Source organism: Butyricimonas synergistica DSM 23225 (genome assembly GCF_000379665.1).
GTDB classification, from domain to species: Bacteria; Bacteroidota; Bacteroidia; order Bacteroidales; family Marinifilaceae; genus Butyricimonas; species Butyricimonas synergistica.
On record NZ_KB903359.1, the window covers coordinates 194,819 to 220,835 of the forward strand.

Here is a 26,017-nt window from a genome sequence, read left to right on the forward strand (position 1 = left end):
GGAAGGAACCTTACCCTTAATAATTTGTCAAAAATACGCTATGAGTATTAATTAACGATTATCAATATTTCCCTTTTTGTTTGCAATTTTCTCCATTTATATAATGCTAGCCCTAATGTTACTAGGGGTTTTGCCTAATTCTTTTTTGCAAAATTTCGTGAATTGTGCAATGGTGCTGAACTCGTTTTCGAAAGCGATCTGCTTGAAAGGCTTTCTAGTAGAGGTTATTTCGGCATGAATTATCTTGGCTCTTCCCGCTTTCATCCACTGGTAGGGCGTTTCACCGAAGATGTCCACGAACTTTTTGGCAAATTGTTTTGTCGATAGGTTCATGGCATCTGCTATTTCCTTTACTGTCCGGAAACGTTGACTGTTAAGTCGCACGTATTCCGAGAATATCGTGTCTTTTGTCAGTATTTGTTGAAAGAAATCGTGAATTTCCTCTTTCGAGTAGTAGGTACGCAAGAGTAAAAAGAATTCCTTGATCTTTAACTCAAAATAGTAATTACCGTCGATCCCGTCCCTGAGGCAATTGTTGATCCCATCCAGGAAATGCCACAAGTGCGAGTTGATCTGTAACATATTTAGCTTCTTCATCCGGGATTTGCAATTTTTACCTGAAGCGATAGTTTTTAAATCAAATAGTTTTTCCACGGGATAATTGTCACATAACTTCAAAGGACCATGTAACCTGAACACCATAACAATAGCATTCACGGGTGCCCGATAGAAGTAACGTCCGCCGACAGGCAGGAATAGGATGTATCCTTTCTTGCTCTCGTGTTCGTGGAAATCCCCAAAAATGAATTTCAGGCGTCCTTCCATGAAGAATGCCACTTCATTGTGATGAAGTTCAAGACATCCTGTCGCTCCTTTCGGAATACGAACCATCTCTACCTGTGGCGAATTCGAGTTGTTCATTGTATGACAACTCGGATATTCTATTATTCCCTTGTTCATACCAGTCATAATTATCTGTTGTTTCTTTAAAATTTTGGCACAACAATCCCTGTTCACGAACATTTGTTGTTAAAATCCTACAAGCGTAATTTCCAAAAACTGTTAATTGTTACTTGTTTGTCTTTTAGCCATCCTGTACGCTAAATTATTCTCAAATGAATTTGCTATATTTGAATATTAATTTACCTCTACTGCATTTTAATGTTTTGGTGTGTATTTTACTTCCATTTTGTCCCTCCTTTCCGAAGTAAAAACATCACGTTTTTTAATTTCTTTCTCTTTTAAATTCATCCCGTGAAGCTGCCTTTTTGAAAGCATTTACGCGGTGTAATTATCTTCCCAATACAAAGTTATAAATAATAATGAATATCGCAATACATTGTATGGAATGAGAAAATTGGTAATCAGATAGTTGCGAATACAGTGTTATTTTTATAAAAAAATGTATCTTGATTCGAATAGAATAAATATACAGTTTCGATTATTGATACAATTCCGGGTTAGGAGGGAAGAAAATGCTTTTTCCTTGTTTTAAATAAAAAAGCACTACCTTTGCTCCATATATGATAAAAGGTGATTTTTTTCAGTAGAACAATTATAAAAAGAGAGGAATTAAACCATGAAGATTGCTGTACCAACGAGAGATAATATGGTAGACGACCATTTCGGACATTGCGAGTATTATACTTTATTTACTACCGACGATGCGAAGAACATCACGGGGGTAGAAACTTTGCCATCCCCGCAAGGTTGTGGCTGTAAATCGGATATTGCAGCCGTGTTGCGTGAAAAAGGGGTTTCCGTTATGCTTGCCGGGAGCATGGGCGACGGCGCTTTGAATAAATTGAGCGAGCAAGGCATAAAAGTCCTTCGCGGCTGCAAAGGCGACGTGCGGAAAGTCACGGAAGGATACCTCAAAGGATTCTTGCTCGATTCGGGGGTTGCTTGCCATCACGAGTGCGGGGAGCACAAGGAATAAATTTAAGTGTTAAAACGTTTTGTAGTATTTATAGATTATTCTATATTTGAAAAGTTTTAAATAGCAAGTCGTTTTTATACAAAAGATACCATAAAGACCAATAATGTTGCAAGGTGTTGATGGTGTGAGAGTAAGGAACTTGATTCAAGTCCTTACTCTTTATTTATTTTAACGAGTACCTTGTCGATTCGGGCACCGTCCATATCGACGATTTCCAGCTCAAAATTGTACCATACCAGTTTTTCTCCCGTGCGAGGGATGTGTTCCAGAATTTTTAAGATCAACCCGCTGAGCGTGTTGTAATAATGGTTCGTGTAGAGGAATTCCATGTCGAAATAAGCAAGAAAATCGTAGAACGGGCATTGACCGTCAACAAGATAAGTGCCGTTGTCACGTCGTATGATGTCTGGCTCCTCGCCAATCTCGGGTACGTCGCCAATCAAGGCTTTCACGATGTCTTTCAACGTGACGATTCCCTCGATGCTCCCGAATTCATCCGTCACTAGCCCGTACTTGAGATGTCCTTGTTTCAAGTGTTCCAGGGCATTGTACACGCTTTGGTTCTGCGGGAAGTATTGCGGGGGACGTACAAGTGCTTTCAGGTTGAAGTTCGGGGCGTCGATCTTGCCGAAAAGGTCTTTCAAAAAGACAACCCCGACAATGTTATCCAGTTTGGTGTCCGACACGGGGTAAATTGTGTGCAAGTGCGTGTGAACGGTTTCACGAATTTTATCATTGGAGTCCGTGATGTCAAGCCACACGAGATCGCTGCGGTGGGTCATGATAGAAGCAATATCCCTGTCACCGAGGTTGAAGACGCGTTCCACGATATCCTGTTCTACTTCTTGAATCTCACCTTCCGCGGTACTCTCCTGAATGATAGCCTTGATTTCTTCCTCGGTGATCTTGTTGTCATTCATTTTATTTAAACCCAAAATCCGCATCATGAGCGAGGTACTTGCTGAAAGCAACCACACGAAGGGAGAAGCTATCCGGGAGAGTATATCCATGGGGGCGGCGATGATCTTTGCCATGCGCTCGGCTGCCACCATACCGATGTGCTTGGGCACCAGTTCCCCGAAAATAAGGGTGAGATAAGTCACCACGATCACGATGATCGTTTTGGAAATAAGCAGGGCGTGGGGTTGCAATGGCTCTATTTTTTCTACCCACACGGCAAGGTCGCCAGCGAGAGCCTGCCCCGAGTAAAGACCAGTCAGTATACCGATCAGAGTGATACCGATCTGGATCGTCGACAAGAAACGATCCGGTTCATTGGCGAGTTTCAATGCTCGCCGGGCGGATTTATTGCCCGTTCTGGCTTCCGTTTCCAGACGGGATTTACGTGCCGATACCATGGCGATTTCCGACATGGCAAGTACTCCGTTTAATAAGATAAGCCCTATGATAATGAAAAATTCCATATTTAATTGTTTGTGTTTTCTACATTAATTTGAGGTCGTATAATCAGAAGCGAAGGCAGTTTGGCAAACGTGTTCTGATCTTTCGATAATTTTTGGCAAGTGGCGTAGCTTAAAACCAGCAGGCTTTCTTTTTCCCCGACGAGGGGATTGGTTGCCAAAGGTTCGTCCAGAATAAATTTAGCGGGATCCCGTTGCACAAAATCTTTTGTAATCCGGGTGAGTACGGATTCATTCGGGTGCTCGTTGATAAAGCAGATCCGGATAGTCATACTTTCTTCACCTAGCCGGGTTTGTGCGTAAGTGAAGAGGAAAAGATCTGCTTCATTGTCCACCAGCAACAGGATGTAGGATGCATGCGTGAATCCCCGGTTGACAAAGATACCCACGGAGCAATCCACGTGCTCCATTATAGATTCCAGTTTCTGTCTTAGCAGCGTGCCCGGCAAATGCAGCGGGTGGTTTTTTAGTTGTTTCAGCCAGCGGGAAACCGTCGTGAACTTCTTCCCGAATGTTCCCGCCGGAACGTCGTTCCCCATCATAAATTGTTGCCCGGCACCCAGGAAAAGGTAATCCACATTTTCCTTCCGGGCTATTTTCACCATTTCGGGGATAAGGTGGTCTGTTACCTGATAGCGTTCCTGCACTTGTAGTTGCAATTGTTGCGCTTCTTCCCGCAAGGGAATGAAACTCTCCTGTTCGTACTCGTCCGCTTTTGCCGGGTTGAGGTCTGTGCCCAGCGTGAAGTGGTTTCCGATGATCTCGCTGGATTGCAAGCGGTGTCCCAACATCAAGTCGGCTATATTCAACAAGGTTCTTCCCGTTTCCGGTCGACCGAAAGAGAGCAACACTTTCTCCCGGTGTCCCCGGCTTTCCTTCTTTTTCGCGAATACCCGTTCGACGAGCGATAGCATCGGGGTTGCCATGAACGTGGTTAGCAGCGACATCAGCAGCAACACGACAAACATCTCCGAGGTGAGGATACCCATCTCGAACCCGATGTTGAGTGCCACGAGTTGCATCAGTCCCCGCGTATTCATCAGCGTTCCCACGATAAGGCTGTCTTTCCAACTTTCACCGACGGCACGGGCGGCAAGTGTACATCCCCCGAACTTCCCGGCTATGGCTACTACAATGAACAGCCCGCAGACGTACCACAATTCGGGCGTGTTAATCAAACCGATCTCCGTGTGCAAGCCCGAGAAGGCAAAGAACAGCGGAAGGAAGAACACGAGTGCGATGTCTTCTACTTTTTCCATCATCACTTTGCGAAACCCAATATTCGTGGGCATCACCACCCCGGCGATAAAAGCACCGAAAAGAGCGTGAATGCCTATAATCTCTGTCGTTACCGACGACAAAACAAGGATGATGAAAATGAACCCCACGAAAGCTTTGTTGATGACTTCCGAATATGCGTAGGTTTCCCCGATCTTTCGCAGGAAAGGACGCATCACGAGGAACATGAAGGTGATATAGACCAGCGTTAAACCGATGGTGTAGAGGGCGCTGATGAAAGACCCGGCTTTGGCGAGGGCGATGACAATAGCCAGCAGGCACCATGCCGTCACGTCGTCGTTGGCTGCCGAGGCGATGGAAAGCATCCCCACGGAAGTTTTCGTCATGTTGCGTTCCTGCACGATGCGTGCCAGCACGGGGAATGCAGTGATACTCATGCATATCCCGATGAAAAGGGCGAAGGGCAGGAATTCTGTTTGTCCGGAAGCGTAATCCTCGTATACCCAGATAGCCGCCACCACACCCAAGAAAAAGGGCACGACGATGCCGGCATGGCTGATGACGAGCGTTTCGTTCAATTTGTTCTTTAATACACTGAAGTCCAGTTCCAAACCGATCACGAACATGAATAGTATCAACCCGATCTGGCTGAGCAGGTTGAGGTTGTCCAACGACTCGGCGGGAAACAGGTTTGCCGAGAATTCCGGGAAGAAGTATCCCAACAGGGAAGGACCGAGGACGATACCCGCCACGATCTCACCCATAACGCCCGGTTGCCCGAGGTATTTGAAAAGAAAGGAAAATAACCGGACCGTGAGCAAAATCACGATAATTTGTAACAACAAAATAGTCAGTGAATTTGTCATGTTGTCGGCGACGATGTTGGCAAATAGCTCGAATGCCCCGATATTCGGGTTCATCGTGCCGTTTCCTGTCTGGTGGTCAAACCGCTCGCCCGAACAGAGGGCAAGGTAGATCAACACCCCGAACACGGTAATCATCCCGAGATATATCCAGTAGTTTGTCCTGTTTCTTTTCATGGTTAATTAGTTTATATTTCCTCATTTCCCATCTTTCCTCCTTTTTATTGCCCTGAATATTTCGCCTACCCAGAGCACGAGTGAAGTGGATGCCGTGATCCATATCCATTCCGTCCACGAGAGGGGAACTGTCCGGAACACGCTGCCCCCGAAGTTTACCACGAGGATTTGTCCCACGACAATGGCAAGCCCGACGGCGAGGAATCCTTCGCTCTTGAAGAGGTTCTTGAAGGCAGATTCGTTCGTGCCGAAGGTTTTAGCGTTAAACATATTCCAGAACTGCAACATCACGAACACCGTGAAGAATATCGTCAGGTTGTCCAGCCCTTCCGGCGTGGAAGCGTCGATGCCTCCTGCGTAGTGTGAAAGCACGTAGAGCAATCCCAGCAAGATGCCGACGAAGAGGATACCCGTGGCGAGAATCAGCGTCCTCATTTGGGGCACGATGATAAATGCGTTCGAATCTCTTGGTTTCCGTTTCATCACGTCCGGGCTGGGCGGAAGGGAAGCGAGAGCCCCGGCGGCAAAGGTATCCATGATCAGGTTGACCCACAACATTTGCGTCACCGTGATCGGCAATTCGGAGCCGAACAGGGAACCTACCAGCACGATGATTAGGGCTGCCACGTTGATGGTCAGCTGGAACAGCACGAACCGTTGTATGTTCTGGTACACGGAACGTCCCCACATGACGGCAGAGGTGATGCTGCTGAACGAATCGTCGAGCAGGGTAATGTCACTCGCCTCCTTGGCTACCGATGTACCGCTACCCATGGACAATCCCACGTGGGCGTGGTTAAGGGCGGGGGCGTCGTTTGTCCCGTCGCCGGTGACTGCCACGATTTGTTTCTTCTGTTGTAATAGTTGTACTAACCGTTGTTTGTCTAGCGGGCGAGCCCGTGACATGATTTTCAGGTCGAGCACCCTGTCGAGGGCTTCCTCGTCAGTCAGAGCGGCAAATTCCACCCCGGTAATCAAATTGCGTTCCGTGTCTTTTTCCGTCCACAGCCCGATTTGCCGCCCGATCTCTTTAGCCGTTCCGGGCGTGTCGCCCGTTACCATCTTGACTTGGATACCTGCGTCGAAACAGCGGTGCACGGCGTCCGGCACGTCCGGACGGATGGGGTCGGATATGGCAACGATGCCGAGGAAGGTCAATTCCGTGTTATACAATTGCCCGTCCTTGAAGTGCGATTCGTTGTCCTCTATGATCTGGTAAGCAAACCCGAGGGTACGCATGGCTTGATTCTGGTATTCCAGCAATTGTTTTTCGATTGTTGGTTGCTGGGAGGCGAGGGGCACGGGGGTGCCGTCCACGATCACATCCTTGCAGTGACCAAACAGGATTTCAGAGGCACCCTTGACGTATAGTACCTTTTTCCCCAGCGCGGGCGATTGCACGAGGGTCGCCATGTATTTGCGTTCGGTGGAGAAGGTCAGTTGCTCTACCACCGTGACGCTTTCCCGCGCTTCCGCGTAGCTGATCCCTTGGTCGTTCAGCCACAGTAACAATGCCGCCTCGGTAGGATTGCCGAGCGTCTTCACCCTTTCCGGGTCACTGAAGTCCAAGAAGGCGGTCGTGTTCATCGCGATACCTTCCGCCAGAATCTTAGAATATTCATTATCGGATAATTGCCCGTCCTGCAACCCGTAGAAATTGGTCTGGTAGACGGTCATTTGATTCTGAGTCAGCGTGCCTGTTTTGTCCGTGCAGATCACGGTTGTGGCGCCCATCGTTTCGCAAGCGTGCATTTTTCGCACGAGGTTGTGCGATTTCAACATCTTCCGCATACTCAGCGCGAGGCTTAGGGTAACGCTCATGGGCAGACCTTCCGGCACGGTCACCACGATCAGTGTGACGGAAGCCATAAAGGCTGAAAGTATCTTTTTCCCCAACCCGAGGGGAATCCACGCGTGCGGGTCCCAGGGTTTTACACCGAATGCCAGACCGATGGCGAGCATAACGGCTAACGCCACCAACCCGTAGAGAATCCAGCGTCCCCAGTTTCCTTCCCCGACAGCACGGGGGAGAGGTTTGTCTTTCCCTTGTAGTGCGTAAACGTCATATACCACGGGCATCCATACTTTGGTCAGCATGATGACAGCTGCAATGATAACGGCACCGATCAACCCTAGTTGCCCCAACCCGGGGGTGGGGTAAACCGGGTTGAAGAACAATCCTTTTATAAACAGTATCGTGAACATCAAGGCGGCTCCGCAGAAGCCGATGATCCCGATAAACTTGGCAAGTGATTCGAGTTGCGTGTCAAGCGGGGTAGGTTCCTCGCTCTTCTCGGACGATTTCTCCGCCACCCGCCCGAATTCGGTAGCGTCACCGACGGCGAGCACTTGCATCACCCCGTGACCGTCAGCCACGGTGGTACCCCGCATCACGTGGTTGGAGGGGTAGGTGGCTTCCATGCTGAATTCTGATTCGATCGTGGTCTTGTTGGCGATCGGTTCTCCCGTGAGGCTCGATTCGTTGACCTGCAACGAGAGCGCTTCCAGCAGTACCCCGTCAGCGGGAATCTCTTCGCCTTGCTCGAGGATCACGATGTCGTCGACCACAATGTCCTTCTTGGGCACCTCGTGCACGTTGCTGTTGCGGATGACTTTTATCAGCGTGTCGTCATTGACTTGGTTCAGCACGTCGAATTTCTTGTTGGCGTCCCACACGAACCACGTGGCAACGCCCGTTGCCAGCAGGATGGCTATGGCGATACCGATGGTTTCGGCTATCTCGACAATGCCTTCCGAGAAATACATTGCCGCGGCAATTCCCCCGGAGAGAAATACCGCTACCATTAATATACGAATAACCGGGTCTTCGAAATTCCCGATAAATACCTGCCACAAGGAGTCCCTTTTCGGGGGAGTCAGTACGTTTGCCCCGTGCTTTTCACGACTTTCCTGTACTTGTTTATCGGTGAGTCCCGTGTAGTGTTTGCGTGATTCCATTTTATGATTTTGTGTTTGATTTGTTTTTTTTACGAATATTCTTCAAAATAAGATACCCGAAAAAGCAAAAACCTACGATTAACATTGCGACAGATATTTCCGTGAAATACCTTTCCAGTAGCTCTTTTCGGGTGTATAAAAAATAGCCGGCAGTAGCGAGAACCAAGTTCCATATGCCACTTCCCGCTGCCGTGTAAAATATAAAACTGTTTAACGGCATTTTTACAATCCCTGCCGGGAGGGAGATAAAACTCCTTACCCCGGGAGTCAATCGCCCGATGAAGGTAGAACTTTTGCCGTATTTCAGGAAATATTGTTCGGATTTCTCTATTTTTTCTTTGCTTAGCCCGCATATCTTCCCCCTGCGTGATTCCGCCAGAGTGTAAATAAATTTCCGCCCGAGCGTGCAGGCTAACACATAATTAGCTAGTGCGCCGAGCACCGAGCCGATGGTGCTGAATACAACAACCAGAATGAAACTGAGCTCCCCGTTTGCAGCTTTCCAGGCTGCCGGGGGCACGATTAGTTCTGCGGGAAAAGGGATGATGGAACTCTCAATGGTCATACAGACGAGAACGCTCCAGTAGTTCACGTTATGCATATACCAATCGAGAATGGATTGAAGCCAATCGACCATATTATTATTTCAGTTTACAATATCTTATATTCAATTAATTATACGTGCAGCAAGTATAATTCCCGTCATAACAAGAGTTCCTTTAGCGAGTAGATATAGAAACCTTGGCTATGACGAATGGTTAAATATTGAATAAAATGTTTTGTGTTTGCAAGGGATGCCAACTTGGGCGGTTTGTTTTTCAATTCGCTGGCGTGGTTCCGGAAATACACGTTCGTTTTCGTAGTTTTGTTCAACCCGAAACGCCGCCCGTGGGTTGTAGTGATCCCCTCGTCTGCTCCCAATTGATGAAAAAATCCGGGATGGGAGTGAAGGTCCGCGTGGTTTTCCGGGATGGAAAGTTGTTCGTTCGGGCTGTACATGGTAGTTTCTCCTTCGGTCATTGCCTCTCGCAGTCCGGTGACAATGAAGAATAAAGAAAAGAGAAAGATAGGTATGTATAGCAAAAACAGCCTTTTCATTACGATGTAATTTTCAGTCCCAAAAGTAATATAATTTATTAAAACTATAAAGGCTTTTCTTTCTTTTCACGTTTAAAGCCTGTTCCCGTACTTTTCCCCCATTTCGTCGCGAGCCAAAGAGGTGGTGCGGCGGATAAAGTCCGTCTTGGCATTCGTGTAGGCATCTCGGTCGTGTTTGTACCTGACGGCGTGTTGCTGTTTCAATTCACCGTAGGTTTTTGTTGCCGCCGGGTGGGTTAGCAGGTAATCCCTGAAATAGAGTTCGTCCCAGTCGCCCGGGTAGCGCACGTGCAGGTGGATGACTTGTCCCCGGAACCCTTGCGGCGTGTATCCTTTCATGAACATGAGGTGGGGAGCCGGTTTTGACGGCTGTTTGTCACAAATATACCCCGTGGCGACTAGTGTGGCGATAAGTTTTTGGGTGTCCGTGCCGGGACGGATTTCCAGTAAAATGTCTATCGTCGGTTTGGCAATCAGACCGGGCACGGCAGTACTCCCGATGTGGTTGACGCGAGTAATGTTTTCTTGCCCGATGGTGTCGCGGATGAGTTTCTGTTCTTTCCGGTACTCTTCTTGCCATTTGTCTTGGTGTTCGCTCAACAGGATCGGGAATAGCGCCCAGCGTTCCTCGTCAGTCATGTCTTGAAGTGATTTAGTCATGGGGTTGTGTATATCTTTATTTGTCGTGTAAAAATAATGAAATAAGGGAAATGATACGTGGGGCGTGTTTTTCGTGTACGTTAAAAAAGTATATTTTTCGTAAAAACGTGGGCGAAGAGTGGGTGAACAGTAGGCGATGAGTGGGCAATGCCGCCTAAAAGCCGCCTAAAAGCCACCTAAAAGTCGCCCGACAATATAGATAAAGTATTGTTTATTCCCCGTTCAAGGGTACGGAAATCTTGTTGGCAGATTTAATTGATAAGTCCTTTTAATCGCGTACTTTTGCGATAGAATAAGTAAAATACACAGGTCATGACAGTAAAAATGATATTAGGATGTATCGTGGCTCTTTTGGCGTTAGTAAACCCGGTACAGAAAGTATTAATAGTAACCTCTTTGCAGGAGAGATTCTCGTTGAAGGAATTGCGCTATATTTCTATAAAGTCGACCATCACGGCTGCGGCGATCCTGATATTTTTCCTTTTCCTCGGGGAGATCACGTTTAACTATGTCTTCCATGTTGAGCTGTATTCTTTCCAGATTACTTGCGGTGCCGTGTTGATGTACAACGGGTTGTCCGGTCTGTTGAAGGGATTCTTCTTGAAAGTGGACGAGCATATCAAGTTGGCTGACCTGACCACCGTGCCTATTGCCATTCCCATGATAGCGGGACCCGCCACGATCACGGCTGCCGTTACTTTCCCCGTGCAGTACGGGAGGGAGATTACCATCATATCCATATTGCTGGCGCTTGCCGTGAATCTTTTCTTTATGCTGCAAGCTCGCCGTATCGGAAACTTTCTGATTAAGTATAATTTCATGAATCCCCTGATTCGCATTATCGGCTTAATCGTCGCCACGATCGGGTTGCAGATGATATTCGACGGGATCACCTTGTTTATAAAATCTTTGACTGCAGGAGTGTAGATCGATGATGTGATTTAGTGATTGCCGATTCCTTAATCATAGAATCGGCAATCACTAAATTTATTCGCTTTAAATTTTAGACTTTTAGTTTAGTTGGAGATTTCTGCCACGCAACGTACCGCTTGTGCAAAACCTTGGTATGAAACCCTGAAATTCATGGAATTGTACGCGGATTCGAATGACCAAGCACCGTAACGAACTCTCCGGTCATTCGGAGCTACGGTTAATTCACTTCTCGTGTATGCCGGACTAGCGCTGGCAGACCAATAATAGCCGGTACTGCCCGGACTTTCCAACTTCCCGGTAATGTTATTTAGACGCCCGGTAGCGGGGAAGAAGATCGAAGCGTAAGTCGTGGGATTGAAATACAATACCCCTTGGTAGCCAACCTGACTGTTGTCTATCGATACGCCGTAATTGCCACTTGAAGGTTCTTTGATCGGTCGTCTGTCGAAGAATCCGTCCGAATAAAAAGTAAAGGTCGTGTTTCTCAACTGCTTGCGGGCGATACCACTTGTGCCGTAGGGATACGTTCCCGGACCGGTTTTCGTTCCCACCACGTTGTCGTACACGGTTTTATAATCCGCGCTTGAAGCGGCATTACCCGCGAAGGGTACATTAAATAAAGAAACCCTGAACTCGGAATATTCCACGTCTGTTAAATGATTTATACCGGGAGTACTGGCGGCGGGCAAATAGTCATAATACCCGTTGTAAGATATTTGATTGGTATATCCATCGGTTGGACGGCGGTAGCCCGTGGGGCAAATCTCGAATGTATTTTTGTATACGGCTATTCCGGTTGCCCCGTCCCACATGATGGGGAACTCGGGGTAATCCCACGGGAAGCCTGTTACAAGAAACGAGCGGCTCGGGTTGAAGCCTCTCCGGTAATAATTAGTCATACCGGTTATCGTGCCGTTTAAATCGACAGCCCATTGGAAAAGTGCTCCTGCTTGCGACGGGAAATCGACAAAGCGAGCTCCCTTGATACCCACGTTCTCGTAATCCGGATCTGTGTACCCGGATAACTTGGTCGTGGTTAGGTTATAAGGCGCAAACTTAGCCGCTTTTCGGCGTGTATTCGATGAGGTAAGGCGCATATCCGACCGGACTTGTGCCGTAATATCCGTGTTGCCGTTCCATCCGTTGTGCACGACATCCGGAATGGGATCGGTGGACGTGTATATGTACGCGGGTGCTTCGCCTTGGCGGACGTAAATCCTCATGGTGGTTTGCCAGCCTCCGGGATAATATGTCAGATCGACATACCCGAACTTGGGTGTGGAAGTTTCACTGGGCACGTAATTGGCGCTCTCCTTGACGCCGATGCGGAAATAGATGCGCCCGTTGATATTCTTGATTTCTTTACCATCTTTCTCTACCCTGTATTGATTAGGGATCACTTGATAGTGTTCGGCATCTCCGGGGTATTCGGTGCCGACCGCGGGGTCGAAACTAGGCGTGGCACTTACTACAAGCCAATCTTGAAAGGCATCGGGAATCTTTACTGACCACGGACGATCCACGGCGTGTTGCCCGGTGATGATGCGTTCGCCTTTCTGGTCGTGCTTGAAGAATACGGCGTTAAATAACCCGTGCTGGTTTGCCGTGGGGTTATGCACGAACCGTAATCCGGTCTGCGTTACCGTGACAGTGATCGTTCTTTGCAACGGTTTTTTGCCGTTAGCCTCTTCAGCCGACAGGATCAGCGTGTATTTGCCGCTCATGTTCTCGGTTCTGTCGTGCGGGGTACCCGAAATTCGGTTGGTGCCGTCAATCAGCAAGTCCATATAGCCGCTACCCGTGGTCGGGTCGAATTCAAACCGGTAAGGATTGGGGTTATTGGCGTCCACGGTCAGGCAGTTGAAAACCTCGTTGGTGGGACGTTCGGCTGCTTCTCCTTCTTTTTGCACGGTGGCAAGGACTTTGACTACCGGCATATTCGACCAGAAAGAGATTCTGACCCCGTTCTGGTCGGTCATCTTGACGTCGGTTTGCGACACGTTGAGTTTGCGGATACCCGCTATTTCCCATTCTTCCTCGATCCGGGTCCACGGCGCAGGCTTGATGTTCACTTCAAGCGGTTCCTGTATGTTCCCGATCAATTCGAGCCGGGCGTTGGCAGGCAGCCTGTAATCCGGGTCGGACAGAATTTTTAATTTGCACGACGGGCTATATTTGTTGATTAAATTCACCGTGAAAACTACCGCATTTCCTTCAGCCGATTTGGTGGTGAAGAAACTGGAAGGTATGATTACTTTTTTTACTTTCACTGCCCACACGAAGCCATTTGCCTTGTCGGCTGCCGAGAGAAGGGTGGGGTCTACGTCGAAATAGTCGGCATTGTCCGCCATCGTGAACTTGCGTTCCACGCTTCTGGTTATAGCCGTTCCGTTGTATGTTTGGGTAGGATCGTCATATGCCCATGTTCCTGCGGGATGGTCACTGGGTAAGCCATGCACGAGCGGCACCCTGTCCGGGAGGTTCGTGAAAGCGATACCATCAAATTCACTGTTGTTGTCAACACCCCAGTCAATCTTTGATTTAAGCACGACATCGACACGGGCGGCAAGTCGCCGGAGTCCTATCGTTAGTTCCGAATTTATGTTGCCGCCGATCTCGAATTTCCCGTCGGTCAATATTTTTACCGCGTTATTTTCCGCGATCATCGGGATAATTTTGTCCGAGTTGAAATATTCCGCCGGGAAGGAGATGGATTTTATTCCGTCGTAATCGGCAATGTTGTCGAGAATCGCCTTGATGCCCGTGTTAGGGGGCTCATTGGCTAAAAAGATAAAGTTATACTCGCCTTGGTCGATAGGGTGGCGCAGCGTGTTCTCGGATAACGCGGAACCGTAGTACAGGACGTTGCTCTCGAGTGTCCCGTCCGTTTTGAACGCGATAATACGAAGTGTTTCGACTTTGCTGTCTATTCCGTCGCCCGGGAAGCTTCCCTCGTAACTACGGGAGTTGATACCTGAAAATGTTATAAATCCTTCCTGTGTGTCATTTTGCAATTTTTCGTCAATACAAGACATGAATAACAAAACGATGGCAAAAAACGGCAAGCGTGAATAGTGTTTCAATCCGTTGATAAGCATATATACTCCTAATTTTTCATCCTACAATATTACCTCCCCGGGTATAGCATTCCCCCTCTCTGTTCTATGCTAAAAGACCCGTCCATCCATTTTTCCTGCATTCTCTTTTGCAGGTCGTGTTTCAGATGGTAAATATCATTAAATTAGCGTGAACAAAAAATTATAATTGTTTCTAATAGAAGTAGTCAAGCGGGTGAGATGAGACTAATAATAAAACCGGGATAAATAATTTCTTGAAAATAGATAAATCACTGGCTTTTGAGAGATGATTTTTTGTTATTCAGTGCGAATGAATATTCATGTTTCGTTAAATGAAAAAATAGATAAAAGAAATACTTTACCAATTAACATCTTTGAGCAAGACAGAAACACACAGGGGTAATGCGACCGTAGTAAGTCCACGTGATTATTAATTTTGTCTTGTTGTCAAGAGGTACACCAAGAGTATTAGGTAGAAACCTAGGCTTGATAGTGCGCAAATAAACCTGTGATTTCTTTTTTTGTGTTGGACTTGCGAAAATTTGCATATGAAATAAAATACAGGCTTTCGGATCGAGTTGAACCTTGCACTAATGATTTTCTTCTATGTTATTCTGTAACATTATTCTCATAAAATCATCGGCATACGCCCGTCCTATTGGAATTTCAGCAAAATGACAACTCAATATTAAATTTCTTTTTGTGAAACTGATTATTTTATGAAGCGAAACAATATATGATTTGTGTACCCTTATAAATTCTTTACGAGGAAGCATTTGGTTAATTTTTTTCAAATTCATTTGTGAAACAATAGGACGAGAATCGATCGTGTGTATTTTAATGTAATTATCCATAGCTTCTATATATTGTATATCCGCAATTCTGATTTTTACATTCTGATATTCTACTTTAATCGTTATTTCCTTACTTGCAGAAAGTTTTTCTTGTACAAGTTTCTGCATTTGAAGCAAGTCTCTTACTTTCTGAACAGCTCTTTCAAAACGAGAAAAAGAGAATGGTTTATACAAATAATCAACCGCATTAAGTTCAAAGCCGTCCAATGCAAATTGGGCATAAGCTGTTGTAAAAATCAAATAAGTTCCCTTGGGCAAGGATTTGGCAAGTTCAATTCCTGAAACTCCATTTATATCAATATCAAGAAACAGAATATCAGGATTGGTTTCGATGACATTATTTATTCCTGAGATTGGGTCGCTATATACCGACAATTCAATATTCCCTATACGTTTGCAATATTGGCTGATAATGGAAAGGGCAACCGGTTCGTCATCAATAGCAATACATCTCATATTATATCAAGTTTATGGTTAATGCCACTTTATGAATCTTCTCTGTTTTTACAATATTCAACGTGTAAGCACCCGAATAGAGCAAATCTAACCGCTTACGACAGTTACTAATTCCAATTCCCTCTTTCGGGGGCAATAGTTTTTTCTGTATTTGATTATAGGTCGCTAGTGAAAGAATGCCATTTTTCATCTGTATATCTATTGATATAACACCATCTGAATAAGAGGATGTACCATACTTGAATGCATTTTCTATAAATGTTATTAATATCATAGGTGCTATTTCGATTGAAGCATCATCTTCGTTATGTGTAAAATATACTTTAGTGTGCTCGTTAAGTCGAAGAAGTTGTAAATCAATATATTTTGATATGTAGTTGATTTCTTCTCCAATTGATGTTTTATCTTGTGTACTATTGGAATAGATATATCTCAACAATTCGGTAAACTTTAAAAAAGCGGATTCTGCTTTCTCGGATTGCGAAATCATTAAACCATAAATAGTATTCAATGTATTAAATAAAAAATGCGGATTGATTTGTGCCTTGTACAACGCTAGTTCTGCTTTGTTTTTTTCATGTTCTACAGCTTGGTGGGCTAAGGTACGCTTGTGCAGCTCTATTAAAAAACCGATCATGAAGCTGAAACAGGTAATCATGAAAAAAATGAACCAGACGCTCAATCTGCGTATCCGGCCTATTGCTTTGTTGGCAAAAGGGTCTTCCAAAGGTGAAATGTCACGAGAGTAAAGGATAAAGCAATATGTGACAATAATCGTAAAACACACCCATAACAATGCTTGAAAAATTTGTTTCTTTCGAAACAACATTGGCGTGCAAATTCTTCGGTTAATAAAATAAATTCCATACAGCCATATTATAATCAGTACCACAAATAAAGGCTTATCCGGAAACCAATATTCTACGGGCATAAACATAATCATTGCCGGAAGAAGAATAACACAGCAGGCAATATCAATGGCAATCAGTACTTTTTTATCAGTCATAACGGTAACTATTGAATACATTGCAAAGTTACATAGATTTTGTGTGATAATTAAGTTCTTGACAGTCCGTTTACAACGACATTGGTGTCGTTCACAACGACATGCTTTTGTAAAATATTGTCTCTCTTTATTTTTACAGCAAATAAAATTCAAAAATTTATGGAAAAGACAAACACTCATCGTACTTTTTTAGTGTTTTTTTTAGTTATGATTGTTGCCATAATGGCATCATGCAGTAGTGAAAAAGCACAAGAAGAAAAAACGGGCAACTATCAGATAATGGTTGTCAGCCGAGAAAACAAAGTATTGGAAACCAATTATGCGGCTATTGTCAGAGGGAGGCAGAATGTGGAGATCCGCCCACGGGTAAATGGTACAATCACGGAAATTTGCACAAGAGAGGGGGCGTTCGTCAAAAAAGGAGAAATATTATTTATTATTGATCAAGCCCCTTACGTGGCTGCTTTAAAAACAGCTAATGCCAATGTGAAAAGTGCAGAAGCAAAGTTGGCAAATGCACGTCTTACCTATGAGGGGAAAAGAATTTTACGTCAAGAAAATATCGTTTCCGACTTTGACCTGCAAACAGCACACAACGCCTTATTGGAAGCAGAAGCCTTTCTGGAAGAAGCTAAAGCACGGCAAAGCAATGCTGCAACCGATCTTTCATACACAGAAATAAGAAGTCCGGTAAATGGCATTGCAAGTATGATTCCCTACAGGGTTGGTGCTTTGGTAGATAACAATATTACGGAACCCTTGATTACCGTATCTGATGATGAAGAGGTACATGTCTATTTTTCTATGACAGAAAACCAAATGTTGGATATCATTCAAAGGCAAGGAGATTTGAACATGAATGAGGTTACAGAAATAAAATTTCGTTTAAGTAACGGAAACATTTATAACCATGCAGGAAAGATTGATGCTATTAGTGGGATGATTGACTATAATGTCGGAACAATCAGTATTCGTGCTACATTCCCAAATCCGAACAAAATGTTGCGCAATGGTGGAACTGGGCAGGTTATTCTGGCAATACAAAAGAAAAATTGTATTGTTATTCCACAAAGTGCTACTTATGAAATCCAAAACCGCTTGTTTGTCTATAAAATTGTGAACGGGAAGACCAAATCAACGAGTATTGAGGTAGAAAGTATCAATGACGGAAAAGAATATGTTGTTACTTCCGGCTTGCAGGAGAAAGATACGATTATATCCGAAGGTGCCGGATTGGTACGTGAGGGAATTGTTGTTGCAAACAAATAAAATCAAACAGATATGAGTGTACAAACTTTTATAAATCGTCCTATACTTTCAGGAGTGCTTTCGGTGTTGATTGTCATTTTCGGTTTAATAGGATTATCCCGTTTACCATTGGAACAATTTCCTGAGATAGCACCACCTACTGTACGCGTGTCGGCTACTTACACGGGTGCCAATGCGGAGACCGTACAAAAAGCGGTTGTCGTTCCGTTGGAAGAAGCAATAAACGGAGTGGAAAATATCAATTACATGACATCTTCGGCGTCGAATAACGGTTCTGCCACTATCACCGTCTATTTCCGTCAAGGAACAGATCCGGATATGGCAACCGTCAACGTACAGAACCGCATTGCTTCTGCACAAGGATTATTACCCGCAGAAGTGATAAATACTGGCATTACTGTCCGGAAAAGCCAAAACAGTACTGCTAAAATCATAGCTTTGTATAGTCCCGACAATTTCTATGACCAAAAATTCTTATACAATTATTTCAAGATAAATATAGAACCGCAACTCGCCCGTATTAAAGGCGTGGGAGATATTACCGTATTTGGTTCGGAATATTCATTGCGTATTTGGTTGAAACCACATAAAATGGCTCAATATAAATTAGTCCCGGCAGATATTACTGCCGTATTGCAAGAACAGAATGTAGAAGCTGCAACTGGTACATTAGGGGCTGATGCAGAAAACACGTTCCAGTATGTATTAAAATATAGGGGACGATATGATCAAGAAGAAGAGTTTGAAAATCTTATTATTAAGTCGCAGGAAAATGGCGAGATTCTACGCTTGAAGGATGTTGCAGATGTAGAATTAGGGTCGTTAAGTTATATGGTAAAAAATGAGTTGATAGGATATCCCGGAACGAATTGCATGATTGCCCAAACACCCGGTTCTAATGCAAATGAAATTGTAAAAGATATTGATAAAGTAGTTCGGGAAATATCATCAAATCTGCCACAAGGTATGAAGCTGGTTGATTTAATGAGTATAAAAAGTTTTTTGGATGCTTCTATTAAAAATGTGGTAAGAACTCTGTTTGAGGCTATTTTGTTGGTAATCCTGGTTGTCTATGTTTTTTTGCAAAATATTCGTTCTACATTCATCCCGTCAATGGCTATCATAGTTTCTTTAATCGGAACATTTGCGTTCTTGTATATTGTGGGTTTTTCATTAAATATGCTTACTTTATTTGCATTAGTGCTGGTTATCGGTACTGTGGTTGATGATGCAATAGTTGTGGTTGAAGCAGTACAAGCGAAATTTGACGAAGGGTATGAATCCTCTTATTTGGCAACGGTCGATGCCATGAAAGGGATTAGCTCTGCGTTGGTGACAACCTCTTTGGTTTTTATGGCGGTATTCATTCCAGTTTGCTTTATAAATGGAGCAACGGGAACTTTTTATACACAATTCGGTATGACTATGGCGGTAGCTGTCTGTATTTCGACCTTTAATGCCCTGACATTAAGTCCAGCACTATGCGCTTTGCTAATGACACCGCATAAAGAAAACGAATTAAAGAAAAAAATGAGCTTTTCCTCTCGTTTCCATATTGCATTTGACATCGCTTTTAATCGCATTGTTGGAAAGTACAAACGAGCTATTTTATTCTTTCTTAAACGGAAATGGATCGTCGGTATTTCGCTTGGCATTGCTCTGTTAGGATTCTTTTATCTATTGAACACAACAAAAACGGGATTAGTACCAGATGAAGATACCGGAACGATTGTGGTTGATGTACAAACAGCACCGGGTAACAGTCTTGCCCAAACAGAAAAAATATTGCATAAAATAGAGAAACGTATAAAAGATGTTCCGCAATTCCAAATTTATTCCAAATCAATTGGAATGGGAATGATTGCAGGGCAAGGGGCATCTAACGGTACATTTATTATACGTCTGAAACCGTGGGACCTGCGTACGGGAAAGTTTGATGATAACAGATCAGTAATTGCACAAGTTTATAAACGACTTGCAGATATAACAGAAGCAAAGATTATGGTTTTTGCTCAGCCGATTATATCGGGCTATGGAGTTACTAATGGCTTTGAAGTACATGTACAAGACCGCATGGAGGGTAACGTGGAAAATTTGTTCAATCATACACAACGGTTTATAACAGCTTTGAATGAAAGACCCGAAATTGCAAGGGTACAAACCAATTTTGATGCAAAATATCCGCAATATATCGTGGAAGTTGATGCTGCAAAATGTAAACGTAACGGAATTTCTCCGGCAGAGATTTTGAACGCTTTATCCGGTTATATCGGTGGAACTTATTCGTCCAATATGAATAAATACTCCAAACTTTACCGGGTGATGGTGCAGGCATCACCCGAATATCGTCTAAATACGCAATCTTTAGACAACATATTTGTGAGGACAGCAGGTGGAAAAATGTCACCGATAAGCGGATATCTGACTTTAACAAGAGTGTATGGTGCTGAAATGCTTTCCCGATTCAATCTGTTTTCTTCTATTGCTATCAATGGAACTCCGGCTACCGGGTATAGTTCTGGTCAAGCTATCAAAGCTATCCAGGAAGTAGCAGCACAAACTTTACCCAGTGGTTATAGCTATGAATTTGGAGCAATGACAAGAGAAGAAGCGACTACAGAAAATACTTCCATTTTTATTTTTGGCATTTGTATCGTGTTCATTTATCTTATTTTGTGTGCATTATATGAAAGCATATTTATTCCAATGGCTGTGATTTTGTCCGTTCCATTTGGATTAGCAGGTAGTTTTCTGTTTGCTAGATGCTTCGGGGTGGAAAACAATATTTATATGCAGACAGGTGTGATTATGTTGATTGGACTTTTGTCTAAAACGGCTATTCTGCTAACGGAATATGCTTCACAACGGAGAATGCAAGGGGTGAGCATAACAAAATCTGCCATGTTGGCTGCTAAAATGCGCTTGCGTCCAATTTTAATGACTTCGTTGACAATGGTGTTTGGACTAATTCCGATGATATTTTCATCAGGTGTCGGTTCTAATGGGAGCCGTTCGCTTGCAGTAGGAACGGTGGGTGGAATGTTGACAGGAACACTTGCCTTGTTGTTTATCGTGCCAGTATTATTTATCTTCTTCCAACGGTTAGAAGAAATTATCCGTCCAGGCAAATTTGAATACGCAAATAAAGCCATAGCAGAAAAGCAAGAAAACAATTTATAAAAGAATGATGAAAAAGATATTAACAATTAGTGTTACAATACTGTCATTGACAGCTTGTAATGTATATGAACCATACACTCGTCCTAAAATACAGGCTGAAAATCTATACGGTATGGAATACTTTCCCGAAGACACACTGTCTATGGTTTCTTTGTCATGGAAAGAGATTTTCACGGATACGCTTTTACAGGATTATATAGAAAAAGCCTTGTCACAGAATGTAGATGTCCGATCAGCACAACTTCGTATAGATGAAGCGAAAGCCCAACTTTCTGCTGCTCGTTTGACGCTTTTGCCCTCATTCGCATTAACCCCTCAAAGTCATATCAGAAGTCTAAACGGAGAGAAGGCAACACAGGCCTATCAATTACCCGTAACTGCTAACTGGCAGATTGATATTTTTGGCAGGCTATCTAATGCTAAAAAACAAGCAAAAGCCTTGTTTCTTCAAAGTCAGGATTACGCACAAGCTGTACGCAGTCAATTAGTGGCTAATGTGGCTAACACCTATTATACATTGATGATGCTTGACCGGCAACTTGATATTGCCAAATCCACAAAACGAAGCTGGTTGGAAAATTTAGCATCCACTCGTACATTGAAGTCGATCGGAGGAGCAACCGAAATCGCCGTAAGCCAATCGGAAGCAGCTTGTCAATTTATAGCTATTTCTATTTTAGATTTGCAGGAACAAATCAAACAAGTAGAAAATAGCTTTTGTTTGTTGTTGGCAGAAGTACCACATTCTATAAAAAGAAATTGTATCAAGAACCAATACCTGCCAACTTCCGTTAAGATAGGAATACCAATGCAGTTGTTAATCACCCGTCCGGATGTTCGTGCGGCTGAACGCTCGCTTGAAAATGCTTTCTATGCTACCAATCAAGCCCGTTCTGACTTTTATCCAAATATTACATTAAATGGAACTGCCGGATGGACAAATGCGGCAGGGGAATTGATTGTTAATCCGGGGAGTTTTTTGGTATTAGCCATAGGTTCTCTTGTACAACCTTTGTTTGCTAATGGGCGATTAACCGCACGGTTAAAAGTTGCTAAATCTTTACAAGAAAGAGCGACTTTAAACTTTCAACAAGCATTACTGAATGCGGGTACGGAAGTTAATGATGCTTTATGTCAATATCAAACGGCACATGAAAAATCGAAACTGTATGAACAGCAAATAGCGTTTTTGAATGCTATTGTAAGAAATACGGAATTATTAATGTCTTATGGGAATACAACTTATTTAGAAGTTCTTACTGCACGACAATCACTTTATAATGCAGAATTAAACCAAGTAGCTAATCAAATGAAAGAATTGCAATCTGTTGTAAATCTATATCAAGCGCTTGGTGGTGGAGTGTGAATATCTAAAGATAGAGTGTTGTGATGAAAGAAGGGAAGGACAAATATACAAAGAGAGTTAGCCTTCGTGGGCTAACTCTCTTTTTTCGGTCGATTTCGCGGAGAGGGAGGGATTCGAACCCCCGGAACCTCGCAGTTCAACGGTTTTCAAGACCGCCGCAATCGACCACTCTGCCACCTCTCCAAATGCGGATGCAAAGATAACGACTTTCTCTGGCTTTCAAAATTATTTTTGTGTTTTTTTATTCAACATGTGTTTTAAGTATAAGTAACCGCATACACCCGCAAATAGCGAGCCCCCGATGATTCCGATCTTAGCTTGGTTGAGTAGCATGGCGCCTTCTTCTCCCATGCCCGAGTACGAGAGGTTGGCGATGAACAGGGATACTGTGAAACCGATTCCCCCGAGCAGGGATACCCCGAAAAGGAGGTGGTTATCCATCTTGTCGGGCATCGTGAGCCAGCCAGCCTTGATGCTAAGGTAGGTGAAGGAGAATATGCCGATGAGTTTACCGAATACTAGCGAGATAAAGATGGTGACAGATACTCCGTGTAGAGAGGCGAACGTGAAACCTTCGAACGAGATGCTGGCGTTGGCGAAAGCGAAAAGCGGCATCACGATGTAATTCACGAGGGAACGCAGGTCGTCGTCCATGGCTTGCAAGGGGCTGACTACCTTGTCTGATGCTGACTCTATGCTTTTCAGTATGGATAGTTCTGAATTACTTAATATGGGATCGTCTGATTTTTCCGGCAGGTGTTTGAGGCTTTCGCGGATGTTGTTGACGTATTTGTATATGTGCAACTTTGGACGGGCGGGTACGGTGAATGCCACGATGACCCCGGCGATGGTGGGGTGTATTCCTGCGTTGAGGAACAGGCTCCACACGGCGATCCCGAAGAAGATGAAGAATAATTTGTTGTGAATACCTCGTCGTCCGCCGATGTATAGTAGGGTGACGATCATGGCGGCAGCAATGAGGTAATTGACCACGAGGTGTGAACTGTAGAAGAGGGCGATGACGATGATGCCCCCGATGTCGTCAACTACGGCGAAGGCGGTAAGAAATATCTTCAGGCTAAGGGGTACTTTTTTCCCCAGCAAGGAGAGAACTCCCAACGAGAAGGCGATGTCTGTTGCCATTGGAATGGCGGCTCCCCGCATGGCGAGACCGGGTTGACCGATCAGCCGGAACAGAATAACTGGGAGTATCATTCCCCCGCAAGCGGCAACGACCGGGAGAAGGGCTTTACGTGGGGAGGAAAGTTCCCCGACGAGTAGTTCCCGTTTGATTTCCAACCCGACGGAGAAAAAGAAGATTGCCATGAGGGCATCATTAATGAAGTCCAGTAGTGTCATCGGGTTACCGTCATGGCGGTCGAAGAGGTTAAAACTTCCGATGGTGAGGGAGATGTTCTTCGAGAGAAGGGCGGTATAATGCTCTTGCAGGGGGGAGTTCGCAACGAGCATTGCTACGACTGCCACGAATAGAAGAATGATACCCCCGTTTACTTTGGTTTGTATCAATTTCCTGATGGAGAATTTGAATATTTCTTTGACCATTTTACAAGTAGTTTATGGAATTAAATTCGTCGCGAAATTAATAAAATTGCAAACAAATTAAATAATTGAAAATTGAAAATGCAAAGATTGCCGAAGCTGGAAACTATTTCAATTTCCAATTGTTTCATTTTCCGCTCTCTCCGTGTATATTTCTTCTAGTTCGTGTTGGTGGTAGAGATAGCCGGGGTCATCGTAGTATTTAGCGTTTCGAGGGCATTTTTTGATGCAGGCTCCGCATTTGATGCAGATGCCCGTGATTTCTTTCACGTTGTCGGGGTTGATGGAACCCATGGGGCATACTTTGACGCATAGCCCGCAGTCGTTGCAGCGGTCATTCGTGAGGGGTTTCACCTTGCGGATGTCTACCGGGTTGCCATGGCGATCCCGTGGGGTGTAGTATCCCCGGTAAGGATAAGGAGTGCCAGGCACTTTCACTAGGGGTGGGGGAGTCTTGGCGTCGAGCGTGCTGCATTTGGCGGCTATGTCGAGGGCGAAGGCGGTGGCTGTTTCGATGTCTTTCGTGTCGGGGCGGTCTTTCGCTAGCATGCGGGAGAATGAATGTTCACCCACGAAAGCGGCGGCAGCAATGGGGTATAGACCTCTCCGGTAGAGAATATCCCGGAGTTCCACGAGGGCGTCGTCGTAATTGCGGTTGCCGAACACGGTGACCGGCACTGCCAGCGCCCCGTTGCCCGTGATCGTGTCGAGGTATTTGAGCAACACGTTGGGCACCCGTCCGGCGTAAACCGGGGTGCCGAAAACGACAAGTTCGTTGTCGGCAAAGGTCAGCGGAGTGGTTCTCGCCCGGGGAAGGGTGAAGTCATATTCCTCACAAGTGGTGTGCAGTGCTTTTGCGATGCCTTTTGCCACGGCTGTGACCACCCGTCGGGTGGTGCCTGTCGGGCTGAAATAGATTGCCTGTACCCGTTGTATCGTTCTCATTTTTTGTAATATTCTTTGAACCATCGTGCGAAGCGGGCAATCCCCGTTTCCAGTGAAGTGTAAGGCGTGTAGCCGTAATCTTCTTGCAAGCGGGTGGTATCCGCCCATGTTTGGTAAACGTCGCCGGCTTGCATCCCCACGAATTCCTTGCGAGCCTCTTTCCCCATGTTCTCTTCCAGCAGGCGCACGAAGTCCATGAGTTGCATGGGATTCCCGTGTCCTATATTATATATGGTGGCAGGTGTGCCGGGCACGTCTTCCCGAAGAATGCCGGGAGTGGTGACGATCCTTTCGATGCCCGTGACGATATCATCGATATACGTGAAGTCACGCGATAGGTTGCCGTTGTTGAAAATACGTATCGTTTCGTCGTTTTGTATGGCGCTGGCGAAAAGCATGGGAGCCATGTCCGGGCGACCAAAAGGTCCGTACACCGTGAAGAAACGCAGACCGATGGTTTGCAGCTTGTAGAGGTGTGCGTAAGTGTATGCCATGAGTTCGTTGCCTTTCTTGGTGGCGGCGTAGATGCTGATGGGGTGATCCACGTTGTCCGTTTCCTTGAAGGGCACGGAGGGATTGTTCCCGTACACGGACGACGACGAGGCGTATATGAATTTCTTGCAATTCGTTTTTTTACTTGCTTCCAGCAGGTTGAGAAATCCCACCACGTTGCTTTGCACGTAGCTCTCGGGATGGCTCAGGCTGTATCTTACCCCGGCTTGGGCAGCGAGGTTCACCACGCAATCGAAGTGGCGAGCCTCAAACAGGCGATTCACCGCTTCTGCATCACAGAGGTCTATCTGGCAAAAAGTGTATGCCGGGTATTTTTCCGACATGATTTCTTTTTTCGGTTCCGGATAGTCGATACCGCACTCGTGCAGGCGGTCGAGTTTGAGTGAAACATCGTAATAATGGTTGATTGAGTCGATACCGTACACGGTGTGCCCCGAAGCCAGTAGTTTCTGCACGAGGTAAAACCCGATAAAGCCCGCCGTTCCCGTTACTAGAATATTCAT

General features: G+C 45.0%; 18 protein-coding genes and 1 tRNA gene. 5 read left to right on the forward strand and 14 right to left on the reverse strand.

The features are described 5' to 3' along the window. Positions 1-96: 96 nt before the first annotated feature. Positions 97-960, reverse strand: coding sequence for a helix-turn-helix domain-containing protein (locus A3CY_RS21780; protein WP_169503544.1), 864 nt, complete (start codon positions 958-960; stop codon positions 97-99). A 619-nt stretch (positions 961-1,579) separates the two neighbouring features. Here A3CY_RS21780 and A3CY_RS0100860 point away from each other — a divergent pair. Then, positions 1,580-1,939: a NifB/NifX family molybdenum-iron cluster-binding protein gene (locus tag A3CY_RS0100860; RefSeq protein WP_018335990.1), complete on the forward strand. Its 360-nt coding sequence runs from the start codon at positions 1,580-1,582 to the stop codon at positions 1,937-1,939. Between the two features lie 152 nt (positions 1,940-2,091). Here A3CY_RS0100860 and A3CY_RS0100865 read toward each other — a convergent pair whose 3' ends face one another. The 6 genes from A3CY_RS0100865 to A3CY_RS0100890 all read right to left on the reverse strand — a co-directional run bounded on the left by A3CY_RS0100865 (position 2,092) and on the right by A3CY_RS0100890 (position 10,355). Beyond that, positions 2,092-3,363: a hemolysin family protein gene (locus A3CY_RS0100865; protein ID WP_018335991.1), complete on the reverse strand. Its 1,272-nt coding sequence runs from the start codon at positions 3,361-3,363 to the stop codon at positions 2,092-2,094. A gap of 2 nt (positions 3,364-3,365) precedes the next feature. After that, positions 3,366-5,639, reverse strand: coding sequence for a cation:proton antiporter (locus A3CY_RS0100870; RefSeq protein WP_026207164.1), 2,274 nt, complete (start codon positions 5,637-5,639; stop codon positions 3,366-3,368). Between the two features lie 21 nt (positions 5,640-5,660). Beyond that, on the reverse strand, positions 5,661-8,597 hold the full coding sequence (locus A3CY_RS0100875; protein WP_018335993.1) for a calcium-translocating P-type ATPase, PMCA-type: 2,937 nt from the start codon (positions 8,595-8,597) through the stop codon (positions 5,661-5,663). Position 8,598: 1 nt separating this feature from the next. Next, positions 8,599-9,234: a DedA family protein gene (locus A3CY_RS0100880; RefSeq protein ID WP_018335994.1), complete on the reverse strand. Its 636-nt coding sequence runs from the start codon at positions 9,232-9,234 to the stop codon at positions 8,599-8,601. Positions 9,235-9,299: 65 nt separating this feature from the next. After that, positions 9,300-9,695 (reverse strand): hypothetical protein, encoded by a 396-nt coding sequence (locus A3CY_RS0100885; RefSeq protein ID WP_018335995.1) that lies wholly within the window; start codon positions 9,693-9,695, stop codon positions 9,300-9,302. Between the two features lie 72 nt (positions 9,696-9,767). Further along, positions 9,768-10,355: a GrpB family protein gene (locus tag A3CY_RS0100890; RefSeq protein WP_026207165.1), complete on the reverse strand. Its 588-nt coding sequence runs from the start codon at positions 10,353-10,355 to the stop codon at positions 9,768-9,770. A 312-nt stretch (positions 10,356-10,667) separates the two neighbouring features. Between A3CY_RS0100890 and A3CY_RS0100895 the strand changes: the two genes are divergently transcribed. Then, positions 10,668-11,282 (forward strand): MarC family protein, encoded by a 615-nt coding sequence (locus A3CY_RS0100895; RefSeq protein WP_018335997.1) that lies wholly within the window; start codon positions 10,668-10,670, stop codon positions 11,280-11,282. A gap of 89 nt (positions 11,283-11,371) precedes the next feature. Here A3CY_RS0100895 and A3CY_RS0100900 read toward each other — a convergent pair whose 3' ends face one another. The 3 genes from A3CY_RS0100900 to A3CY_RS0100910 form a co-directional block, all read right to left on the reverse strand. Continuing rightward, the gene (locus A3CY_RS0100900; protein WP_018335998.1) at positions 11,372-14,386 is read right to left on the reverse strand and encodes a hypothetical protein; all 3,015 of its coding nucleotides are present in this window, start codon (positions 14,384-14,386) and stop codon (positions 11,372-11,374) included. A 569-nt stretch (positions 14,387-14,955) separates the two neighbouring features. Continuing rightward, positions 14,956-15,675, reverse strand: a complete 720-nt coding sequence (locus A3CY_RS0100905; protein ID WP_018335999.1) for a LytR/AlgR family response regulator transcription factor — start codon at positions 15,673-15,675, stop codon at positions 14,956-14,958. 1 nt (position 15,676) lies between these two features. After that, positions 15,677-16,681 (reverse strand): sensor histidine kinase, encoded by a 1,005-nt coding sequence (locus tag A3CY_RS0100910; protein ID WP_026207166.1) that lies wholly within the window; start codon positions 16,679-16,681, stop codon positions 15,677-15,679. A gap of 159 nt (positions 16,682-16,840) precedes the next feature. On the opposite strand from A3CY_RS0100910, the gene A3CY_RS0100915 reads away from it, so the two are divergent. Genes A3CY_RS0100915 through A3CY_RS0100925 form a run of 3 tightly spaced genes read left to right on the forward strand, consistent with a single transcriptional unit; the run spans position 16,841 to position 22,496 of the window. Next, complete coding sequence (locus tag A3CY_RS0100915; protein WP_018336001.1) at positions 16,841-17,950, forward strand: efflux RND transporter periplasmic adaptor subunit; 1,110 nt, start codon at positions 16,841-16,843, stop codon at positions 17,948-17,950. A 12-nt stretch (positions 17,951-17,962) separates the two neighbouring features. After that, positions 17,963-21,130 (forward strand): efflux RND transporter permease subunit, encoded by a 3,168-nt coding sequence (locus tag A3CY_RS0100920; RefSeq protein ID WP_018336002.1) that lies wholly within the window; start codon positions 17,963-17,965, stop codon positions 21,128-21,130. A gap of 4 nt (positions 21,131-21,134) precedes the next feature. Then, on the forward strand, positions 21,135-22,496 hold the full coding sequence (locus A3CY_RS0100925; RefSeq protein ID WP_018336003.1) for a TolC family protein: 1,362 nt from the start codon (positions 21,135-21,137) through the stop codon (positions 22,494-22,496). 98 nt (positions 22,497-22,594) lie between these two features. Here A3CY_RS0100925 and A3CY_RS0100930 read toward each other — a convergent pair. The 4 genes from A3CY_RS0100930 to A3CY_RS0100945 all read right to left on the reverse strand — a co-directional run bounded on the left by A3CY_RS0100930 (position 22,595) and on the right by A3CY_RS0100945 (position 26,017). Next, positions 22,595-22,679: transfer RNA gene (locus A3CY_RS0100930), tRNA-Ser, on the reverse strand. 42 nt (positions 22,680-22,721) lie between these two features. Continuing rightward, positions 22,722-24,059 (reverse strand): Na+/H+ antiporter NhaA, encoded by a 1,338-nt coding sequence (gene nhaA / locus A3CY_RS0100935; protein ID WP_018336004.1) that lies wholly within the window; start codon positions 24,057-24,059, stop codon positions 22,722-22,724. A gap of 108 nt (positions 24,060-24,167) precedes the next feature. Then, on the reverse strand, positions 24,168-25,001 hold the full coding sequence (locus A3CY_RS0100940; RefSeq protein ID WP_018336005.1) for an EFR1 family ferrodoxin: 834 nt from the start codon (positions 24,999-25,001) through the stop codon (positions 24,168-24,170). Next, the gene (locus A3CY_RS0100945; protein ID WP_018336006.1) at positions 24,998-26,017 is read right to left on the reverse strand and encodes a GDP-mannose 4,6-dehydratase; all 1,020 of its coding nucleotides are present in this window, start codon (positions 26,015-26,017) and stop codon (positions 24,998-25,000) included. The genes A3CY_RS0100940 and A3CY_RS0100945 overlap by 4 nt, the downstream gene beginning before the upstream one ends.